The following is a 22217-nucleotide window of genomic DNA, read 5'->3' on the forward strand; positions in this document are numbered from 1 at the left end:
AATTAATACATGCGGTTAATTAATTATATATACCCGAAGGTTAATTAATCAATCTCTATTTCTTACAATTTGATGAATGGAGGTCATGGCCATGAGCGACGAGCAAATAAAACGCAAGCCAGGCCGGCCTAAAGGCACAGGTTCAATTCAGACGATGCAGCAAATATTGCGTACGGCTGCTTATCTTTTTATGGAGCAAGGGTTTGAGAAGGTATCCCTGGAGGGCGTTGCCCAGGCTTGCGGAATAACGAAAGCCAGCGTTTATTATTATTTTAATAATAAAAGCATCCTGTTCACGGAATGTCTACAATTTGTGCTGAAAATGGCGCATGATCAAACCGCAATGCTTGTCCATAGCGATGGACCGCTCAAGGCAAGAATGCTGCAGGTCGCGGAGCGTCATATGAACAATGCGCATGTAGAGTTCGAAACGATGATGCGGGAAGCCTCCAGCGGTTTATCCGAGGAGCAAATTGCAGGTATTCGGGCCAGTGAACGCGCCATTCACGAATTAGTTTGCTCCGTATTCAAAAAAGCCATGGATGAAGGCGAAATCGTTCAAAGCGATCCCATGCTGCTTGCTCATGTCTTTACAGCTATGCTCACCGTAAAAAATCGCAAAGAAATTATCAATGACAAAAAAACGGTGGAACAAGCTGCGTCCGAAATCTTAGAACTACTGTGGACTGGTTTAGTACCGCGTTAGAATGACTATTAACTGGAGGTAATCGAATGTTTAAAACGGCTTTAGGCCGGCTGCGGGTAGTCGGATTCTATGAAGGGATTTCTTTTCTTGTGCTGCTCCTCATCGCAATGCCGCTCAAATATTGGGCGGATATCCCGCAGGTTGTTACCGTTGTCGGCGGTTTGCACGGGCTATTATTTGTCCTTTACTTATTTGCCGTGCTGCATGTATGGATCAAACACCGCTGGTCAATCTTTAAGGTTGCGGCCGCGTTTATTGCAGCCTTCCTTCCCTTCGGTACGTTTGTGCTCGACAAGAAGCTGCTCCGCAATCAAGCTTAAGCGCAATAAAAAAAACTATTCCTTTAACTGGGAATGGCTTTTTTTGTATTTTTATCACTTACTGAAAAGATTTTTTAAAATGGCTTTCAAATTATCGTGAATGGACTGATATTTCTCATCGTCAAGCTCCTCTGCCGTTACCCAAGCAAATGCCGAATGCTCCTCGTTGATGCATAATGGTGTTACGTCATCATTTCTTGGCCTTACTAAATAAGTAAACATTAAGCGGTAAAACTCGCCATCGCGAATGACAGATTGGATAGCGCGCACGTCCAGCTCCTTTAACAGCTCGATTTCGAGATTCGTTTCTTCGAGTGCTTCTCGGTGCAAAGCTTGGATCGGCACTCTTCGTATTTCACCTTTCCTGAAGGTACGCTCCAAGCGCCAGACCCGCCTTCACGGTCATCGGCTCTTTTGGTTAATAGAATTTTCGATTCATGGATAATCACGATTTCTACGGCGACACGATAATTCGGGTATTGCATCGATTCACCCCTGTTTTGCGAATTCGTACTCCATATACGAACAAGAAGACCAAGGTTAAAACCCCGGTCTTCTTGTTCTTTTCTAAATAGGCTGTTGCCCGTTTAGCTATGGAATTCCTGACCGTCATGAACGGCTTTAACATATCCCGCGCGGATAACAAAATCCCCGAAATGCTCCCCAGTCTCACGTTCCTTCGCGTACTGGTTAATAATCGGCTTTAACGTATCCAGAATCTCGGTTTCGCCGATATTCTCGCGATAAAGTTTGTTCAGACGTTCACCTGCAAAGCCAGCGCCCATATACATGTTGTATTTGCCGACGGCTTTCCCGATAAATGAGATTTCACCCAAAGCCGGTCTTGCGCAGCCGTTCGGGCAACCTGTCATCCGAATGTTAATCTCTTGGTCACGAAGACCGGCTTCATTAATAATCGGCTCCAGCTTATCAATTAGAGTCGGTAAGTAACGTTCAGCCTCCGCCATTGCAAGTCCGCATGTCGGCAGCGACACGCAGGATATTGAGCTTCTGCGGAGCGCAGAATGCTGCGCACCATCGGTTAGTCCGTATTGCTCGACCAATTCCGTGATTTTACGCTTTTTCTGGCTCGTTACGTTACCGATGATGAGATTTTGGTTTGGCGTAATACGGAAATCGCCCGAGTGAACTTTTGCGATTTCGCGCAGGCCAGTCATCAGAGGATAGCCCTCTTGATCATCGATGCGCCCGCTTTGAATATACAACGTCAAATTCCATTTGCCGTTGCTTCCCTTCAACCAGCCATAACGGTCGCCGCTATTATCGAATTGATATGGACGAACATTCTCAAGCTGCCAGCCGAGTCTATTTTGAAGCTCTGTTTTGAACCAATCAATGCCATGACGGTCGATTGTATATTTAAATCTTGCATTTTTACGAATGGAACGGTTACCGTAATCGCGCTGGATCATAACCGTTTTCTCTGCCAAAGCTACGATACGCTCAGGCGGACAGAAACCAATTACTTTACCAAGCTGCGGATAAGTCGCCGTGTCGCCATGGGACATCCCCATGCCGCCGCCAACCGAAATATTGAAGCCTTTTAACTTGCCGTCTTCAATAACAGCGATATAGCCGATATCCTGCGAGAACACGTCTATATCGTTATGAGGCGGAATCGCGAAACCGATTTTGAACTTACGCGGCAAGTACACGGGACCATAGATAGGCTCTACTTCGCCTTCTTGTTGGCCGTCAATAACCTTCTCACCGTCAAGCCAAATTTCATGGTAAGCGCGCGTGCGCGGCGCCAAATGATCATTTACCTGACGCGCCCAGTAGCTAACCTCGTCATGAAGATCCGATTGAAACGGGTTCGGGCTGCACATAACGTTACGGTTTACGTCGCCGCAAGCTGCTAAGGTAGTCATCAGCGCGCTGTTGATTTTCTGAAGCGTCGGCTTCAGGTTCCATTTGAGAATGCCATGCATTTGGAAGGTTTGACGAGTTGTCAAACGAAGCGTGCCGTTGCCGTACTTATGGGCTAATCCATCCATTGCAAGCCATTGCTCAGAAGTGGCTACGCCGCTAGGCAAAACAACCCGGAGCATGAATTGGAATGCAGGCTCCAGCTTCTGGCGTTCACGCTCGTTGCGCAAATCCCGGTCATCCTGCATGTAGCTCCCATGAAACTTCAACAACCGATTGTCGTCCTCCGGCAAACCGCCAGTAATCGGATTTCTTAACGTGTCAACCAATGCTCCGCGCAGGTAGTTACTTTCGATCTTAATATGTTCAACTTCACTTGGCGGCCCACCGATAGGCTTTACCAATTGCTCTTTAGCCATTGTTGCTGTCTCCTCTCGCAATCATTCACGATCTCTTGCTGATTAAAATTTATCTATTAATACACGTCACGCTGGTAGCGCTGCTGCTGCTGCATTTCATCCAAGTAAGCCGCAGCTTCTTCTGCGCTTAGTGAACCTTCTTGTTGAATAATCGTTAACAACGCTGTGTGCACGTCATGGGCCATATGCTTCTCATCGCCGCAAATATAAACATGGGCGCCTTCTTTGAGCCATTCAAACAGCTCGCGTCCTTTTTCCAGCAAACGGTGCTGTACGTAAACCTTCTCTTCCGTGTCACGGGAAAAAGCTACATCCAGCTTCGTCAGTACGCCGTCTTTAAGCATTCTCTGCCAATCCGTCTGATACAAGAAATCGGTAACGAAATGACGGTCGCCATAGAATAACCATGATTTCCCTTCTGCGCCAAGCTCCTCGCGTTCCTCTAGGAAAGCACGGAACGGAGCAACACCCGTACCAGGACCTATCATGATAACCGGTGCATCCGGATTTGACGGAAGCTTGAAATTCGGGTTTTCTTGAATGTAAATCGGAAGGCTATCGCCAGGCTGAACGCGGTCCGCGCAATGAATCGAACATACGCCGTAACGGTCCCGGCCATGCGCTTCGTAACGGACGGCTCTGATCGTAAGATGAACTTCATCTTCATTCGCTTTAAAGCTGCTTGCAATTGAATATAACCGAGCAGGTAGCTTCCGCAAAATGGAAACAAACTCGCTGGCCTTAGCTTGCCAAGGAGCAAAATCCTGTACCAAATCAAGGAGGTCACGGCCATTAATGTAATTCTTGAGCTCTTGCTCTTTGCCTGGAGCCAGCAGCTCGCGCAAAGCGGAGTTAGACGATAGCTCGGCAGCTTGCGTGAGCAAAGGCTTCGTCAGAACCGTAATTTCGTAATGCTTAAGCAGCGCTTCGCGCAGCGAGCCCTGCTCGCCATTCTTATTGATCGGAACGATTTCTTCAGGATTCCAATTGAATTCTTGGATAATTGCTTCCACCAATGCAGGGTGGTTCTCCGGAAGAATACCTAAGCTATCGCCTGGTTCATATTGTAAATTGGAGCCTTCCAACGACAGCTCCAAATGACGTGTTTCCCGATCAGAGCCGCGGCCATTCAAGTTAATATTCGCGAGCACTTCAGCCTTAAACGGATTCGTGCGCGAGTAAGCCGATTGTTCCGCTTTGACTTCACTTACCGTATCGCTTGCTGCAGCTGCAGCAGAGCCTGATGAACCGTTCAAGCGTTCAGCCAAAGCGCTAATCACCTGCGCCGACCAGCCTGCAACGGACTCGTCATAATCAAGATCACAATCCACGCGCGCTGCAAGGCGTTTACCGCCAAGCTCCTCAAGGCGTTGATCAAAATCCTTGCCCGTTTGGCAGAAAAACTCATACGAAGTATCTCCCAGCGCCAAGACGGAGAAATACAGGTTGTCGAATTGCGGTGCTCTCTTGCTGTAGAGGAACTCATGGAATGCACGGGCATTATCCGGCGGCTCGCCTTCGCCATGCGTACTTACGACCAACAATAAATTTTCAACCTTTTTCAAGCCATTCGTCTTGAATTTGTTCATTGGAGCAATCGTGACTTGCATGCCTTGCTCTTCAAGCTTGCGTGACAAGCTGGTTGCTAATCTCTGACTATTGCCGGTTTGGGAACCAAAGAGCACCGTAACCTCTCGGGAAGCCGCAGGCTGACTGGTTGTGGCGATGATTTCCGCTACGCCGGGCGCTTCTGTAATCGCTTGAATATCGGCACCAACGGATGGTGCTGCCGCGGAAGCTTGACGAGCGAACAAAAAGCCCGTAAGCCAAACTTGCTGCGATTCCGTCAGCGTTGGCAGAAGGCGGTTCAAAAGCTCGACTTGCTCTTGGTTAAAAGGACTGTTCGTTACCTGAAGTTGCAACAATATCCACCTCTCATAAACATAAAATCAACTTTTATTTTCATCGTCAGTAAAAAAACAGTACCTCATCAGTACTCTAATATTACTTAACCTAACATAATAAGACAAAACCTTCAATCGGGTACGCTCTTGCAAAAAAAGGCATTTTTATGCAAATGACGATTATTTGCCGAAAAAATAAAGAAATCAGGGCAATTTGCCCTGATTTCTTCGGATTTATTAGAAAAAGTAATGGTTTGGATATAAATAAGTGATAGGTCTTTTTTCGCGATTTCCCGGCTCAATTTCCTAATTGAAAACCATTCTCGCCGCTTCATGAAACGCGCCCTATTTTCTCCTATAAGGACACGCAAAATTTCTCAATAGGATTTCTTATTTACCCTATAAAATAATAAAATAAAAGAGTGCCGCTAACGCAAAACGATAATAAGCAAACCATGAAAGCTTGATTTTTTTCATCATGTTGATGAACGTGACGACGGCAATCATGCCGACGATAAACGCAGCGATAAGCCCAATTAAAAATAGGGGTAAATCATTCATCGTGAGAAACTCACGGCTTTTTAGAAGATCGATCCCGCTCGCTCCCGCCATGATCGGCACCGATACGAGAAACGTAAATTCCGCTGCCGCCTTCTGGCTAACGCCGAACAGCATGCCGCCCGAGATCGTGGATCCGGAGCGCGAGAAGCCCGGCCAAAGGGCTAGCACCTGAAAGCATCCTACCGCAAAGGCTTGCTTATAAGTAATGTCATCAAGCTCCTCTGCACTCGGCTTCTTTCGGACTCGATCGGCGATAATCATTAGTATCCCGCCTGCAACGAGGCCGATAAGAACCTTTTCTGCAGCAAACAGCTCCCCCTTAATGAACGAGTGAAGCAAAACAGCGCATGCGCCAGCCGGCGCCATTGCCAAAATAATATGTAAAGCATTCAAACCGGAACCTTTGCCTACCTTGAAATTAAGCAGGCTTGCAAAACGCTTTCGGTAGAGGACAAGCACTGCCAGCACCGCCCCGAATTGAATGACCACCTCAAAGGTTTTTGCGCGGTCCCCGGTGAAATTCAGCAGCTCTGCCGTTAATATCAAGTGACCCGTTGATGATACAGGTAAAAACTCGGTCAATCCCTCTACGATACCCATAATTATCGCATTAATTAAATCGCCCAACGTCCGATCTCCCCCTCGAATTTGGTTTGCTCTATTCGCTCATTATCAGCTTATGCATGTCCGTAGGTGCCCATTTCACTTTCGAGAAATTCCGTTTGAATTTCGATCTTGCGAATACGGTTATCGTCACGCTCTCGGATGATGAACGTAATGCTGTCATACGTCCAAGGTTCTCCGACAGGTAGCTCCGGCTTTTGATTAAACAGCCAGCCTCCGATGGAATCTACATCATCGCATGCAAGGTCGGTGCCGGCAGCCTCGTTTACGTCGCTAATCAACGCTTTCCCGTTAACTAGATAACGCTGCTCTTCCAATACTTCAATTTCCTTCACTTCATCCTCGTCAAACTCATCGCGGATTTCCCCTACGATCTCCTCGATGATATCCTCGATGGTGATCAGCCCCGCCGTTCCCCCGTATTCATCCAATAAGATGGCAATGTGGACGCGCTCCTGCTGCATTTTGCGAAGCAGCTTATTGATGGGCATAACCTCCGGTACCGACATAACCGTCTGCAAAAGCGAGTTGACCTCAATGTTACGATCCGATTCGTACCGCAGAAAAAACTGTTTCGTATTCAGGATTCCGATGATATTATCCTTGCTGCCCTTGGCTACGGGAAAACGGGTATACTGTTCCTTCTTGATGATCGCCAAGTTTTCTTCGCGGGATTGATTCACATATAGGCAAACCATATCGGTCCTCGGAACCATGATTTCGCGCGCAAGCCGTTCATCGAACGCGAAAATACGGTTCACATAGCCGTATTCGCTCTTGTTTATTTTTCCGCTTTCGTAGCTCTCCGATAATATGATCCGGATCTCTTCCTCGGAATGCGCTTCATGCTCGTTCGCCGGTTTTAAACCAATCAGCCGGACCAATGAATTCGCAGAACCGTTAAGCAGCCAAATGAACGGATACATCACCTTGTAGAACACAATGATGATCGGCGCCGTGAACTGGCTGACTTCCTCCGATTTGATGATGGCCAACGTCTTTGGAGCAAGTTCTCCAAGCACCACATGCAAATAAGTCACGATTAAGAAGGAGATAATGAAAGACAGCACGCCGCTGACTTCGCCCTCCAGATGAAATCGATCGAAAATCGGGTGCAGGATTAGCTCAATCGTGGGTTCTCCCAGCCAGCCGAGACCCAGTGCAGTAATCGTAATGCCAAGCTGGCATGCCGATAAATAACCGTCCAGCTTGTTCGTTACCTGCTCTATGGCTTTGGCGTTTTTCAAACCCTCGGAGACCATCTGGTTAACGCGGCTTGAGCGCATTCGAATAATAGCGAATTCCGTCGCTACGAAGAATGCGGTTAAAACGAGCAGCAATATGAATAATCCAAGCTTTAAAACCATCGTCTTCTCCCTCTTTTGCAAGCGGAGATGCGATTAGTAGCCTACCTCAACGGAAGCATTAACGATATAAATCAAATCGTTTTTATCCTCTTTGTCAGGTAGAACTACACCGCTAGTCGTGAGCATGCCGCCGTCCAGCACCTCAATCGTCACTTGGCCGTATGGCAGCACAGCTTTCACCTGCTCGACATCGAGAAGGTCATGATCGCAAGGAAGCGCTAGTCTTACGCGCACCTTCATGTTATCCAGCGTTCCGCCTGGCAGCACCGACCGCAGTCCCGGCATCGAATTGTGGTGAATGGCGTTTTGTACCGCACGCACCGATGCCTTCGTAATATTTTGACCGTGCAGATCGCATCCCATGCCTATTTCTATGAAAAATAAGTTGTCCACTTAAATATCCTCTCCCTCAGTACTAGAATTCATACCTGCTGGTTTGTTTACCAAGGCACATCGTCGTTACCGCTTGTCCCTTCGCCAGCCGGCGTATAGCTGTAACCGGAGTCCGCATCCTCAGCTGGCTGCTTGCTGCCAATACGGGGCATGACATCTACCAAATCAAGCGGCTGCACCAGCTCAACCGGCGACATGCCCTTCTCAAATTGAAAGAAATCGCCTTCGATGACCACGACATACCTGCCATTATGCTTTGCAAAATGTATGCTGTCGCCAAAGTCAGCCAATAAACCCTTTACCGTCACGTCGCCTAGTTTAAACGAAAACGGCAAATCCGGCTTCTGCTCTACCAGAGCCGCGGCAGCGACCTCTACCTGCTCCGGCGTCCACCATTCCTGCAGATCACGCTTCTCGCTGGCCGCCCACACCTCGACCGCATTTTCTTCCTCACGGCGCTCGGAGCTCTCATCCTCCTGCCATTTGTCAGCAATGAACTGGTGAACCATCTCGACAACCTGCTCGCCCATTACCTCGGGAAGCGGCTTCTCATAAGATACGTATTTCAAGAAATCCTCAAAATAGCGGGCATGCGACGCCTGATGGATTTTGAGCTCCCAATGCTCGAGCATTCCTTCTTCCGGCATATGCGGATATTGAATCGACTTGATGCTGCGGGCGCTGATCGCCATTTCGACCTGCGAGATCAAGTTTTTCTCATCGGAGATTCTAGCGATCTTCGGTTCAAAATCGCATTTTAGCAAAAATAAAAAAGGCTCATCGAAATACGTATTCAGCTTCGAGAGGGCAATAATAAACGCGCCACCCCTCACCGCGCTCGTATCCATATAAATCCGGACGAGCTCGTCCGCGATGCCGATGAACCGTTCCTTCGAATCGGCGTCGCGAAGCCGTTGAAACAAATTGTAGTTTTGATTGCTGCCAAGCTCATAGCCGGGCTCGACCATAAACCTGCCGATTTTCGTAGGGGCGTTGGCTGAATTGGGATTGCGCTCTACTTTTCTTTTGACAATCCGCTTAAATTCGTCATCCAGAAACTTTTGTATCTCGCTGTCCTCGTATGTATCCTCTTCTAATGTCTGATAATGCTTGAAGCGTTTGCCTGATGAGGTAGCGCTCTCCTCTCCATCGGTATGAATTACGAAAAAAGATAAATATTGCATGTTAAAATCCACTTTTATAATTCCTCCAAGCCAGCTGATGTCATCTCCTTAGGATAGCATATCTCGACTCGCCGCGACATCAGCCGTGAGAACCTCGCTTATTTAGCGCACTGAATATGCCAAAATGGCAAATTAACCGCAATAGTATAGCAAAACACGCAAACATGCCCCATTCCTCATTCCAACGCAAGAAGGATGGGGGTCAAAAGCAATGGGACTCGGTCTCTATCTGGTGTGAAGAAGCGGTAAAGAATCTTTCTCGCGGAGCATGATCGGTTAAGAAGTTGAATTAGACGTGGGGTTCAGAACAAAACGCAGATGGCTTGAGGTCGTAACCGAGAACGCGAAAGCGTTCCGTGGTTACTTTGCGCAAAAATTAAATCTCTGGTTAGTTACTAGTTCATAGGTGAACGAAGGCTGTTATTTAATGGCATCACAAGGCACAGGCTGGGATCGAAAGGCTGGCGTGCGTTTTATATCTTTATATCTGCGATGCCATATCCCTGTCGTTGTAGGGAGACATCGGTGAAATGAGCCATGACCACCGTCCAATTGCCTGCCTTCCCTACTCCTGCTGCTGCTTCTCGAATCGCAGTCCTCCCCACTTTTCTCAAGTTCGGAATAAGCCGCGGCTAAAAAAGATTCCGCTTGCTCGGCGATTTTTTTTCATGGTTGCCGTCATTCTGCATTTGCCTCGTTCTCCGCGAGCTTTATCATGACCCTGCGTTTTCTATACAGCATCGTTGCAGCCTCAGCCACATCGTTCAGCATGCCCCGATTGATAAAAGCACCAAACAGAATGCCTGCCACGGGTATCATTTGAAACAGCTTCTTCCAACCAAAATTATCCCGGTATACCGTCACGACTTCACGCCAGCCCTGCAGCTGCGACATCATTTGGCTGCTGCGGCCTGCTTTATCTATAGCGCCAAGCTCTTCTAGAATGGCTTTTTTTCCTACGATATCCGACGAAGCGAATTGCATCACTTTGACAGCAAAAACGCGCTCCTCCTTCAGCTTCGGGTCAAAACCATAACAGATGGCTATCTCTTGGATGATCTTCAGTGACAATCCGAGTATAGCCGGAATATCTACCGCCAACGTGAAAATCCCGCCTATTCCCGTTGTTGCGCCCTGGAGCGTAGCCATCGTCGAACGGCTGGATGCTAATTGCTCGGCAGACGCATTCATGACCGAAAGCGGCATTTGAGCCACATGCTCAATGGCCGGCGGCTCTTCTCCCTCGGTTTGCAGCTCGCTTTCCGGTCCAGCGTTCCGCTGCAGGCGGTCGATAACCGCTCGCTCCGATATGAGATATTTGCCGCCATTTTGAATATAGCTGCCAATCTCATCAACCGCTTGACCCAGCTTCTCTTGAATAATCTTCGGCGTTATCTTATCGAGCAGCATAAACGGCAGCCGTCCAAGCTTCTCCCAGAACCATAGATCCTTTTGTGCTTTCTCCCATGCTTCAATCTCCTGCAAGGAAACCTTTAATTCCTCTTGCGTATCATAGACCAGCGCCATTTCGACCACTCTCCTTCTTTCGCAAGTAATACGCGGATCGCAGCCAATCGGATTCGTTGTTCACATTATTGTTCTAATTTACGGCCCGTAAACAGAAGCATTATAAAAGAGAACGCAATGATCGCCGCGGTCCATGCCCACGCCATCGTCGTTTCCCCCGTCTCAACAGCAATATAAATGGCCGTAGGCACCGTCTGAGTCCGTCCTGGTATATTACCCGCAATCATCAAGGTTGCACCAAACTCCCCAATGCTTCTAGCAAATCCAAGCAGGTACGCCGTCGTCAACGATCTTTTTGCCAGAGGCATCGTAATATAACGAAATACCTGAATTTCGCTTCCTCCAGCCGAGCGCGCGGCATCCTCCAAATGACGGTCAATGGAAAGAAAGCCCGCTTTGCTTGTCTGGTAAACGAGCGGGAACGAAACAATGACCGCCGCGATAACCGCGGCGATCCAGGAGAATACGATGGGCTGTGCAAATAACCATTCATACGCTTGCCCGATCCAGCTGCCTCTGCCTAATAAAACAAGCAAAATGAATCCGACAACGGTTGGAGGCAGGACCAGCGGCAGCATGAAAAACGTTTCAACGAGGCTTTTGCCTCTAAAGGAATGCCGCGTCATGAAGCGCGCGACGAGCATTCCGATTACGGCAACGATGATGCTTGCAACAATTGATATTTTTAAAGATAGCCAAACAGGCGACAGCCATTCGTCCCAGTCCATTTCGTGAAGCCTCCGGTCAGTCGGTAAGATGCTATCTATTATACCGAAGACAGGCCTATTCGCCCAGCAGAGATGTGAGTTCCCCTCGGTAATACAGCTTCAGCTTGTGCAGGGCACGCGTGCAGCCCACGTACAACAGCTTCGCATCGAGCGAAGCATAAGCTTCTGCCCCTGCGTCAGCAATGAGCACCGCATCGAATTCAAGCCCTTTCGATAGATAGACCGGCACGACAGACAGTCCGCCTCCATAGGCAGGCTGCTTACTTTGCACCAGGGATGCCTCGACCCCTTGCTCGATTAAATACTGGTGTATTCGTTCGCATTCAAGGGCTGTCCGTCCGATCACGGAAATCGTTTCATAGCCGCCCGATGCCTGCCATTCTCGAACGGTTGCGGCAATGGCTGAAAGCCATTTTTCGCTGGATACCGGCTCGGTTACGACCGCATCGCCGCTGCGGAATACAGGAACGGCAGGCTTCACGCCGCCAATCATACTTCCTAAAATTTTATTCGCAAATTCAATAATTTCTATCGTTGAACGGTAAGAACGGTTCAGCTCATAGAACCCTATCTGCTCTTCTTCGAATAATACGGTCAGCTCGTTCCAGCTTTGAACGCCCGCATAGGCATGAATCCCCTGCTGCAAATCGCCTAAAACGGTCATGGATGCCGTCCGTTGGCATAGGCGAAGGACTTCCAGCTGAAACGGAGAATAATCCTGCGCCTCGTCGATGACGATATGATCGAAGGCCTGCTTCGGCAAGCCGAACAGCTGAAGCTGAATGTAAGCAAGCGGAGCTAAATCCTCCGCTGCCGCGATCCCTTTTTTCAAGCGTTCCGCCGTAGCCGAAGAAATGCGCTTTGGAATGCCGCCCGCCAATTGCTTGCCGCTAAATAAAGAAGCATAGAGCTGCAAGGAAGAGTAAGACGGAATTTTTTTGGTATAGCTATTGAACTTAGCAAGCGCCTTTGCTCTTACTTTCTTATCCGCAATGCCTTTCATTTTGAGCTCGGACTCAAACCATCTGCGAATTCGGCTCACTAAACGGTCACGCTTCTTCATTAGCGTCTCTTCGCCGTAATCCGTATCGTACCATTCGCGCATTTGCGAAGGCGAAAGCTCAAGGCCATCGATCGGTACGAAGGGCACCACGGGAACAATGCGCTGCTCAAAATCGGCGATTCCTTCATCAACTAGAGCTTTAAAGGCCAAATTCCCTTTAAAACGTCCGGAAGCATGCTCGATTTCATCAGCGGTTCGGCGCTCTTCAAACCAATAGGCCATCGTATCCGACGGATCGCTTACGGCTATCGTTTTCTCCAGCAGCTCAACCGTCCAGTCGCTGAAAGTGGTTTGTTGGATATCGCCTACGCCAAGCTCCGGCAATACGCCGGATATGTAGTCGAGGAACATGCGGTTCGGGGCAAAAATGATCATGCGCTCCGCGCGCATCCGATCGGCATATTGATAAAGCAAGAAAGCGAGCCTATGTAGTGCAACGGTCGTTTTACCGCTTCCCGCGACGCCTTGAATAAACAGCGCTTTGTTTCGGTCCGCACGAATAATTCGGTCCTGCTCCCCTTGAATGGTGGAGACGATATCGCGCAGCTTATTGTCCTTGTTCTCGCCGAGGCGATAGAGCAGAAATTCATCCGTAACGCCGCCCTCTTCCTGGCCGCGTACGTAGCTGTCGACCAAGCGAACGAGCTCTCCTTGCCGTATCATGAAGTTCCTTTTCAAATGAACGTATCCATCGATATCCCCGTCAGGCGATACATACGAGGCAGGCGCTTCGCCGCCCGTAAAGGAATAGAACACACTTGCTGCGGGCGCTCGCCAATCGATGACGAGCAATTCATTGCTGCCCTGCTTAGCTACGCCTGCTTTTCCGATATAAAGCGGCTTTTTGTCGCCTGCGGGCAGCTCTTCAAAATCAATGCGGCCGAAATACGGCTCGCGTTTCGAGATTTCTAGTCTTAACCTGCGCTCCTCTTGCTGCAAATCGAGCATCTGCTCCGTAAAGTCGTCACCCTTATACCGGGGTCCGATGGCCTGCAGCTGTGACACGATGTCCTGAAGTGATTTCGTTAATCGTTCTTGTTCTTCTTGATAGGCACTTTGAACTGTCAAGTCAGTTACCTCCTAAGTTTTGGTGTACGAGATAAAAAAAGAGAAGCCCCAATATACCATAGGAGGGCTTCCCAATGCAATCAAGAGTTTAGAGCGTTCCAACGAGCCAAACGGCTCCTATTACCAGCAGCAAATTCAATCCGAATAGAAGCGGGATACCCACGGTAAAAGTACGGTGCTTCGTCTTATGGCGCCATTTCTTCATCGCAAGCCAAGTGCCTCCCGCGCCGCCGATTGCGCTGAGCAGAAACAAACGTTTCTCAGGAACTCGCCTGCGCTGCTTTTTCGCGCTCTTTTTATCAAAGCCCATCAACGAAAAGGTGTATATGTTCATCAGTAGTAAATAGATAAGTAGTAGAGAATAAAGCATTTCTGCAGGCACTTCCTCTCATAATTGCCGGTAAGTCTAACACGGACCGGTGCCGAGGGCGGGTCACCGTGGCCTTGGCTTCGCTCGGTTCGTCGGCACGGCCGCATATGGATCATCTGGCCAATAATGCTTCGGATAACGTCCCTTGAGATCCTTTTTCACCTCGAAATAAGCATTTTCCCAAAAGCTGCCCAGATCGCGCGTCACTTGGACAGGCCGCTGCGACGGCGACAGCAGATGCAGCGTAACGGGCAGTCTCCCTCTTGCCAATCTCGGCGTATCCTTCATTCCGAAGAGCTCTTGCAGTCGAACCGCAAGAACCGGTGATTCGGGATCGCTGTAATCAACCGGAATGCGTGATCCGCTCGGCACGACGATATGCGTCGGAACCTGTTCGTCGAGCTCCTGCTTCTGCTTCCAGATAAGGCTGCTCTCAAGCAGCTGCAGCATCGGGAGCTTCTGTAAATCCGCACGGCTCTTCATGCCGTGGAGATGCGGCTTCAGCCACTCCTCGAGCGTGTCCAGCAGCGCTTCGTCTGAAGCATCCGGCCAGTCATCGCCGGCAAGCGACATTAGCTTCATTCTAGCCTTCAGCTGCTGCGCTTGTTTGCTCATTGGCAGCATTGAAAATCCCGTCTGTCGGATAGCGGCGAGCATTACATTCGCGACAGCATCTTCATCTGGCTGCTGAAGGATGGATTCTTTCACAATAATGGCGCCGAGCCGCGTTCGCTTGCGGGCCCGCACGGCTTGTGCCGATGCATCCCATTCCACAGCTTCCTCGCTTGTCAAATACGCCGGCAAATATTGCTCGATATCGCTTAGACGAAGCTCAGCCGCAATCCGTATTCGGCTTTCCGTGCCGGCGCCGTCAACCTCGCAAACCGCGAGATAAGGAAAAAGGGACAACGGCTGCAGTTCCGGCAGCACCGCGCCTCTCCCGCTCGCTAACAAATACCGGCCGTCGCCGCGCCGCTGCGCGATGCGGTCCGGATAAGCAAACGCCAGCAGTACGCCGATCGGAACCGAGTCCTGCGTTAAGTCCTGTTTACATGATATATCTTGGGGCATAGCCTGCCGTTCCCATTGCTCGGCCTGCGCCATGATTCGGTGCGCGGCTCCGGCGGAAGGATGCTCCAATCCGGCCTGCCTATGTGTTCCTCGGCCATATCCTGCCAATTCACCGAGCAGTTCAAGCCGCAGCTGTATATCGACATTCCGTTCCTGCGGAAGCAGGTCACGTTCGTTTAATAAAGCCGCTGCCTCGCAAGCGGCACGCGCAGCGCCAAAGCCGGCTGCCTGCAAAATCATCGCGCCTAACCGCGGATGCAGACCAAATTGCGCCATCCTGACACCGGCGGCTGTCGGTTTCCCATTGTCATCAATCGCATTCAGCTGACGCAGCAGCGAGGCCGCCTGCTCATAAGCTGCCTCGGGCGGCGGGGTTAACCATTCCAGCTCGAGCGGATCCTGTATGCCCCATATGGCAAGCTCCAGTACGAGCGAAGCTAAATCCGCCTCAAGCAGCTCCGGTTTGCTTTGCTCAGGCAAATACGGATGCTCCTGCGCCGTCCATAGCCGGAAACAGACGCCAGATGCCAAACGGCCTGCCCTGCCTCTCCGCTGATCGGCGGAGGCGGCAGAGACAGGCACCGTTTCCAATCTGCTCATTCCGGTTTTTGGCGAGAACTTGGGAACCCGCATCAGACCGCTGTCCACGACGATTTTGATGCCCTCGACCGTTAGGCTGGATTCAGCGATCGAAGTCGCGAGCACAATCTTTCGTTCACCGCGAGCACACGGCGCTATGGCGGCATCCTGCTTCTCGAGCGGGAGGCTGCCATGCAGCTCCTCGATCCGAACCGAAGAAGGAAGGCTAGCCTCCTTCAACCACCTTGCCGTGCGGCGGATCTCTGCCACACCCGGCAGGAAAGCTAAAACATCGCCGTCATGTGCCCGCAGCGACTCGATGATTGTCCGAGCCATTTGGGGCTCGATCGGCCCGTTCGCCCTGGCTGCCGCATAATGCGTTTCCACGGGAAATACCCGGCCTTCGCTGCGGATGATTGGAGCGCCGCCAAGCAGCTCCGCAATCGGCGCCTCATCCAGCGTTGCGGACATGACGATCAAGCGCAAATCCTCCCGCAGCAAGGACTGCGATTGCAAGCAGAGCGCTAAACCAAGATCGCCATGCAAATGTCTCTCATGAAATTCATCAAAAATAACGGCTCCAACCGGTTCCAGCGCAGGATCCTCCTGCAGCATCCGAGTCAAAACACCTTCCGTTACGACCTCGATTCGCGTATTCGGACCAATCCGGGTATCCAGTCTTACCCGGTAGCCGACCGTTTGCCCGACCTGTTCGCCTAATCCCTTTGCCATAAACTGCGCGGCTGAACGAGCAGCCAGCCTTCGCGGCTCCAGCATCAATATTTTCTTTCCCGATAACCATGGCTGATCAAGCAGCGCGAGCGGCACACGGGTAGTTTTCCCTGCTCCCGGCTGCGCGGTCAATACGGCATTCCTTCCGCTGCTCAGCGATTCCAGAAGCTGAGGCAATACCGTATCAATCGGCAGTAACCATTGACCCATACTGATTGCTCCCTCACCTTTAGCCATTTTATTTTACGATTCTTATCATCTGCACGACTGGCCGGTTATCGCCCGGAAGCGAAGCATCGCTGCTTAACAGCTGGGATGAGCCGTCACCGTCAAGAAAAATCCCGTCAACCAGCTTACCCTCGCCAACGGTTTGAATAATGGCTTCTCTAAATGAGGCCAATGTTCCCTTGGTTTCGCTCACGATTAAATACAACATGCCCGCTTCATCGTAAACGGCTGCCGAACGCAGCCGGTCATCGCCGGGAAACGGCGCATTTTCTATCACGGTTTGCAAGGCCCAGCGCGCATCGTCACCCAGGCTCATGCTGATCCCGCCTTGCGCCCAAAACCGCGTATGGTCCTTCACCTTAAGCTCGGAAGCTTTGCTTGCGACCTGCACGCTCAGCTGGTCCGAGGCGCCATCCCAAACCAGGGTTCCCCGGGCATATTTCACGTTCTCGCTGCCTGTGCCGAAGCTGCCTATGTCTTTGTTGACGGGGATGCTGTCTACCACTCCTATGCTTAGCAATTGCTCGCCATAAAAAAAGCCGCCGTTTATGCCGACCTTGCCTGACAGCGTAATATTATTATTAATCGTTTCCAGCGTCACGTCGGCCGGTCTCGTCATCAGCACATGCAGCGTCATTCCGTTGGTCGCGTTATGCGAATCATAGGTATAATGCAGCGCTTGCCCCGCTTCCAATAAATTAGCTTCATTGCGGTTGCCAAGCGCGATAATCATCAAATAGAGCATAATAACCAATGCAAGCAGGATGCCAACCAAAATTCCGATGACCGCAAACTTTTTTTTTCTGCTCAGCCGAGCAGGCTCTTTCATCTCCATTGCGGACCAATCTCCTTAATTCTAATCATTTAAACCAGCCCTTGCGGCGGAACCAAGCATACATACCGATTCCGATCGCGAACATAACCGTGATGACCGTAAAATATCCGCCGCTCCATTCTAGCTCTGGCATGTTGCTAAAATTCATTCCGTAAATGCCGGCCAAAAACGTCAAAGGCATAAATATTGTCGTAATAACGGTCAAGGTCTTCATAATCGCATTCATACGATGTGAATTTACCGAGATATAATTGTCCCGCAGGTCGGCCGTCATTTCTCTGCTCGTATCCATCATCTCGGACAATTTAAGCAAATGATCATAGATATCATGGTAAAAAGCCAAATAATCTCCCATGCCGTCGATACGGTCCGAATTTGTCAAGCGGTACAATAAATCTCTCATCGGTATAATTGTTTTGCGCAGGCGCAGCAGCCGGGACCGTATGTTGTAAATATCGGTCATGAGCGTTTGGCTTTGACCCTCGTCGCTGCCGATTTCCATATCTAGCAGCTGATCCTCGAGCTCATGCACGGCAGGAAAATATTGATCTACCAGCTTGTCCATCACGAGATAAGCGACGTAGAGCTGCCCCTTCTCGCCGATCTTCTTGCTGCCCATCAGCTTAATCCGCGCTTCTTCAATTTCTGGAGAAGGCTCGTAATGAAACGTTACGATATAATTCGGGCCGATGAACATATTAATTTCATTTACCGTTAAGGTCTTCCGTTCCACCTCGTGCAGCACAAAAAAATGAACATCGTCGTAATGGTCTATTTTGGGCCGCTGCAGCAAATGGTAACAATCCTCGATGGCGAGCGGATGAAAGTGGAAGAAGGAATCCAGCAGCCTGCACTCGTTTTCCTTCGGATTGTTAAAATCAACCCAATACCATTCCAGCTCGGTCGACTTTAGGTCATCCATCGTAAGGTCGGTCAACCATTCTTTTTGTTTCGTATAGCCTACAATCCGTATCAAAGGATAAGTCCTCCATTCTGAATATTGCGTAAGTCGTAGCACGGTCGAATGTTCAACTTCACCTATTTTACACGATATCGCGGCTGCTGTAATAATCAAAATCTATTTTTTTGGGACATTGCTTTCGTATTTATGGAGGAGGAGGTTCTCAAATTTGCGCAGCCTTGCTTCCAGGTTTAAATCCAGTGATCGATAATAATCATTATCAAATGCCGCTTCCTAAGGCTCACCGCTACTCTTCATGCTGGGTACGCGCGGCTTCAAGAACGGTCTCGTAAACTGCCTCTCCAATGCTGCAGCCAATGGTTGTCGCAGCGCCTGCATAGGCATGTACGGCATTCCAGCTTGCCGATTGCGTAACGCCGATTACGATAGCATCCGTCGTCGTACCAGTCGCTATGTCCCCGGTCGTTAATTCAATAATCCCCAGCTGCTGCAATGCGGCTGACTTGGCTTCCGTTGCGGTGATAACGGCATTTACCATAGCTGCTTCCGTCATTTGCCCATCGATCAAAACAATCACGTTAATCGTGCCCGCCGAATAGGCCGAAAAGGTGCTGCGAGGCATGCCTGCTCTCGCGGCATTTCGCGTGCCAACCGTTGTGCAGCATAAGAGTTTGAAACGGTCGCCTTCGAACTCCGTTACGGAAGCATGGCTCAGCTTCGCTGCCGTAATCAAACCGACCGTGGTATCCGGATTGCATTCCCAAGCCTTGCACTGCTTCACGATATCGCGGACAGGATCATCGCATTGGTAGGTAAGCGGCACCTTCCAGTTAATGATACGGTTTGCGGCAGAGAATCCTCCTGGATGGACCGCGCTGCTCAGCGCGTGCAGATTTTCAAGCAAAGCTAACTCAATTCGATCTTCGAGCAGCTGCAGGCTTAGCCCGTTCCAGAGCTTGGATTCATATAGATTCCCGTGACGGAAGGGCTGCGTCATGGCTTACCCTCCTTCGATTGTCCGAGCATCCCGTAAATAAGGGGCATATTCAGATAACGTCTAGCATGCTCCGCAAGACGGTCGAATGCAGCTTCACGTCTTTCATGAAACCGCAAATCCGCTGGCAAGCTTGATAATCCTTTTGCTTCCCGTAAGTTGTTTAACCAAAGCCTGCGAAAATCATCGTTATGCAAAATGCCATGGATAAAAGTTCCCCATTGCTTGCCGTCCTCCGTGCTCGCGCCTTCTGGCATAAGGTTGGAAGGAGTATTAAGATCAGTCCCCAACCGTTGTTCCTTCAATTGGAATGGCCGATGGACATGGACTAACGCCTCATCATGAGGCCAGATAACCTCGCCCATATGGATTTCATAACCCTCAATGCGAGCAGGAGAGCTTTTTTTGTTCAATTGTCCTGTCCCTGCAACACGAACCGTTCTTTTTTTCGCCGCAAAACGAACCTCAAACGGAAATAGGCCAAGCCCATCCGTTTCATTTACCATCGATTCTACATGGAGCGGATCATAAAGCCGGGTACCAAGCATTTCGTAACCGCCGCAAATGCCTACCACCGCGCCGCCTCCGGCAGCATGCTTTTGCACGCAAGCGGCCAGTCCCGTTTCCTTCAGCCAGATCATGTCCCCGATCGTATTTTTGCTGCCGGGAAGGATGACGGCATCCGGATATCCCCATTGCCCGGCATGCTCAATGTATCGAAGCCGTATATCCTTCTCGAATCGCAGCGGGTCCATATCCGTAAAATTCGAAATACGGGGCAATCGGATAACCGCGATATCCAACTCGCGCATCTCGTTCGCGGCATCTATCGGCTCATAAGCATGCTGCTTGCTAAGGGATAATGAATCTTCGTCTTCCAGCTCAAGGCCCGGCATAAAAGGCAGCACGCCGATCACTGGCTTGCCGGTCCGCGCTTCCAGCCAATCCAGGCCAGGCTGCAGCAGGGAAACATCGCCGCGGAATTTGTTAATGATAAAACCGCCGATCCGGTCACGTTCCTCCGGCTCTAACAGCTCCAGGGTACCGACGATGGATGCGAACACGCCGCCCCGGTCAATATCGGCAGCGAGGATAACCGGAGCGTCTGCCCACTCCGCCATCCGCATGTTGACGATGTCACGGTCCTTCAAATTAATCTCGGCGGGACTCCCCGCTCCTTCCAGTACGACAATGTCATGCGTCTCTCGCAAACGCTGCAGCGCTTCCCTTACGATTCCACCGGCTGCAGGCAAATAGTTCTCTCGGTATTCGGATGCCTCATAGTCACGCAGAGGTTCGCCATGCACGACGACCTGTGAGGACATCTCGCCGGTCGGCTTCAGCAGAATCGGGTTCATATCGGTCGTTGCCAAGATTCCGCAGGCATCCGCCTGCATCCCCTGCGCGCGACCGATTTCTTTCCCCTCCCAAGTAACATAGGAGTTTAAAGACATATTTTGTGATTTAAATGGCGCGGTGCGCCAGCCCTCGTTGGTAAAAACACGGCATAACGCAGCTGTGATCAAGCTTTTGCCTACATCAGACGCCGTGCCTTGGATCATTATCGTTCTGCCTGGCAGCGTATCCTTTTTAGTAGATTCCCGTTCATTTAATGACATTAAACACCACGACTCCTATACCGATTCATGCAATGCTCTAATGCTGCCAGCAGCTGTTCATTTTGCTTGCGGAGCTTGACGGCCACGCGAATATAGGTATGATCAAGTCCGGAAAATCTCGAAGCATCACGGATCAGTACGCCTTGCTTGCCCATCTCGAGCTGGAGCATGCTTGCGCTAATCCCAGCATCTTTGGGAATCCGAACGAGCAAATAATTGGCAGAGCTAGGATTCACCTCGAAGCCGATGGCCTGGAGCTTCCCGATTAACCACGGTCTCTCCTTCTCCAGCCATGATATCGTCCGGTCCGCATAATCCGTCTCGTCCAGCACGGCTTCGCCTATTAACTGAGCCAGCGAATTCACGCTCCAGGGCACCTGCAATCTCCTTAACCCGCTTAGCGTTCTCGGCATGCCGACAATATACCCCAGGCGAATGCCGGGTATGGAATAAAACTTAGTCATCGAGCGTATAACAAACAGCCTTTCATGTCTTGTCGCTTCCCTGAGAAGGCTGTAACGCGATTCTTCCGGCACAAAGTCCATGAATGCTTCATCTACGACCACATAGGCGCCTTTTCTCAAAAGCGTGCGGATGAGCTCCGGATCCACGAGCTGACCCGTCGGATTGTTAGGAGAGCCCAGCATAAACAATGAACCCGTTTCCGCGGCTCCGCATAAATGCTCCGAATCTAAACCCAATTCAAACTGATTGCTCGGCGAAAGCTTGATTTCATAGATTGCTCCGCCGATTTTCCGTATCGCGTCGCCGTATTCATCAAAGCATGGAATGGCCAGCGTCGTTAATTTGGGCTGGAGCGCACGCACGATTAAATCAATCAATTCCGCAGCGCCATTGCCAACCACAATGGACTGCTCATCGATATCATGCAGCTCGGAGAGCTTTCGTCTTAAACCGCGCACCGCCGGATCAGGATATTGCCCAATGACTTCCGCATAAGAATGAAGCGCTTGCTTCACGCTCAGCGGAGGCCCCAGCGGATTCATGTTCGAGCTGAAATCAATAAACTTATGGGCTGGTATATCAAAGGCTTCTTCTGCGGTCCGTAAATCGCCCCCATGACCGTATCTTTCCAACATCTATCCGTCCAGC

At 50.2% G+C, this 22217-nt stretch carries 19 protein-coding genes; 2 read left to right on the forward strand and 17 right to left on the reverse strand.

Annotated elements, in window-relative coordinates:
• The first annotated feature begins 91 nt into the window (after positions 1–91).
• Both MRBLPE1_RS00480 and MRBLPE1_RS00485 read left to right on the forward strand, forming a co-directional pair.
• On the forward strand, positions 92–706 hold the full coding sequence (locus MRBLPE1_RS00480) for a TetR/AcrR family transcriptional regulator (RefSeq protein WP_364140172.1): 615 nt from the start codon (positions 92–94) through the stop codon (positions 704–706).
• 26 nt (positions 707–732) lie between these two features.
• On the forward strand, positions 733–1026 hold the full coding sequence (locus MRBLPE1_RS00485; protein ID WP_364140174.1) for a DUF3817 domain-containing protein: 294 nt from the start codon (positions 733–735) through the stop codon (positions 1024–1026).
• A gap of 54 nt (positions 1027–1080) precedes the next feature.
• On the opposite strand, the gene MRBLPE1_RS00490 is transcribed toward MRBLPE1_RS00485, so the two are convergent.
• The 17 genes from MRBLPE1_RS00490 to cobD all read right to left on the reverse strand — a co-directional run bounded on the left by MRBLPE1_RS00490 (position 1081) and on the right by cobD (position 22204).
• Positions 1081–1407, reverse strand: a complete 327-nt coding sequence (locus MRBLPE1_RS00490) for an NUDIX hydrolase (RefSeq protein ID WP_364140177.1) — start codon at positions 1405–1407, stop codon at positions 1081–1083.
• 206 nt (positions 1408–1613) lie between these two features.
• Positions 1614–3335, reverse strand: coding sequence for an assimilatory sulfite reductase (NADPH) hemoprotein subunit (cysI, locus tag MRBLPE1_RS00495; RefSeq protein WP_364140179.1), 1722 nt, complete (start codon positions 3333–3335; stop codon positions 1614–1616).
• Positions 3336–3391: 56 nt separating this feature from the next.
• Entirely contained in the window at positions 3392–5257 is a 1866-nt protein-coding gene (locus MRBLPE1_RS00500; protein WP_364144398.1) for an assimilatory sulfite reductase (NADPH) flavoprotein subunit, read from the reverse strand.
• A 381-nt stretch (positions 5258–5638) separates the two neighbouring features.
• Complete coding sequence (locus MRBLPE1_RS00505) at positions 5639–6427, reverse strand: undecaprenyl-diphosphate phosphatase (protein WP_364140182.1); 789 nt, start codon at positions 6425–6427, stop codon at positions 5639–5641.
• A 50-nt stretch (positions 6428–6477) separates the two neighbouring features.
• Positions 6478–7791: a hemolysin family protein gene (locus MRBLPE1_RS00510; protein ID WP_364140184.1), complete on the reverse strand. Its 1314-nt coding sequence runs from the start codon at positions 7789–7791 to the stop codon at positions 6478–6480.
• A 33-nt stretch (positions 7792–7824) separates the two neighbouring features.
• Positions 7825–8184, reverse strand: coding sequence for a Lin0512 family protein (locus MRBLPE1_RS00515; RefSeq protein WP_364140187.1), 360 nt, complete (start codon positions 8182–8184; stop codon positions 7825–7827).
• Between the two features lie 47 nt (positions 8185–8231).
• Complete coding sequence (locus tag MRBLPE1_RS00520; protein WP_364140189.1) at positions 8232–9380, reverse strand: DUF3900 domain-containing protein; 1149 nt, start codon at positions 9378–9380, stop codon at positions 8232–8234.
• Positions 9381–10046: 666 nt separating this feature from the next.
• Entirely contained in the window at positions 10047–10895 is an 849-nt protein-coding gene (locus MRBLPE1_RS00525; RefSeq protein ID WP_364140191.1) for an EcsC family protein, read from the reverse strand.
• A gap of 65 nt (positions 10896–10960) precedes the next feature.
• On the reverse strand, positions 10961–11623 hold the full coding sequence (gene modB / locus MRBLPE1_RS00530) for a molybdate ABC transporter permease subunit (RefSeq protein WP_364140193.1): 663 nt from the start codon (positions 11621–11623) through the stop codon (positions 10961–10963).
• A 55-nt stretch (positions 11624–11678) separates the two neighbouring features.
• Positions 11679–13754, reverse strand: a complete 2076-nt coding sequence (locus MRBLPE1_RS00535; RefSeq protein WP_364140196.1) for a HelD family protein — start codon at positions 13752–13754, stop codon at positions 11679–11681.
• Positions 13755–13842: 88 nt separating this feature from the next.
• Positions 13843–14124, reverse strand: coding sequence for a DUF1294 domain-containing protein (locus MRBLPE1_RS00540; RefSeq protein WP_364140199.1), 282 nt, complete (start codon positions 14122–14124; stop codon positions 13843–13845).
• A gap of 63 nt (positions 14125–14187) precedes the next feature.
• Entirely contained in the window at positions 14188–16716 is a 2529-nt protein-coding gene (hrpB, locus tag MRBLPE1_RS00545; protein WP_364140201.1) for an ATP-dependent helicase HrpB, read from the reverse strand.
• Positions 16717–16744: 28 nt separating this feature from the next.
• On the reverse strand, positions 16745–17569 hold the full coding sequence (locus MRBLPE1_RS00550; RefSeq protein WP_364140203.1) for a hypothetical protein: 825 nt from the start codon (positions 17567–17569) through the stop codon (positions 16745–16747).
• Between the two features lie 25 nt (positions 17570–17594).
• Positions 17595–18545, reverse strand: coding sequence for a magnesium/cobalt transporter CorA (corA, locus tag MRBLPE1_RS00555; protein ID WP_364140206.1), 951 nt, complete (start codon positions 18543–18545; stop codon positions 17595–17597).
• 232 nt (positions 18546–18777) lie between these two features.
• Positions 18778–19488 (reverse strand): adenosylcobinamide amidohydrolase, encoded by a 711-nt coding sequence (locus MRBLPE1_RS00560; RefSeq protein WP_364140207.1) that lies wholly within the window; start codon positions 19486–19488, stop codon positions 18778–18780.
• On the reverse strand, positions 19485–21104 hold the full coding sequence (locus MRBLPE1_RS00565) for a cobyric acid synthase (RefSeq protein WP_364140209.1): 1620 nt from the start codon (positions 21102–21104) through the stop codon (positions 19485–19487). The genes MRBLPE1_RS00560 and MRBLPE1_RS00565 overlap by 4 nt, the downstream gene beginning before the upstream one ends.
• Positions 21104–22204, reverse strand: a complete 1101-nt coding sequence (gene cobD / locus MRBLPE1_RS00570) for a threonine-phosphate decarboxylase CobD (RefSeq protein ID WP_364140210.1) — start codon at positions 22202–22204, stop codon at positions 21104–21106. Before cobD ends, MRBLPE1_RS00565 begins: the two co-directional genes overlap by 1 nt.
• Positions 22205–22217 lie beyond the last annotated feature (13 nt).

It is taken from the genome of Paenibacillus sp. LPE1-1-1.1 (assembly GCF_040676435.1).
GTDB lineage: Bacteria > Bacillota > Bacilli > Paenibacillales > Paenibacillaceae > Pristimantibacillus.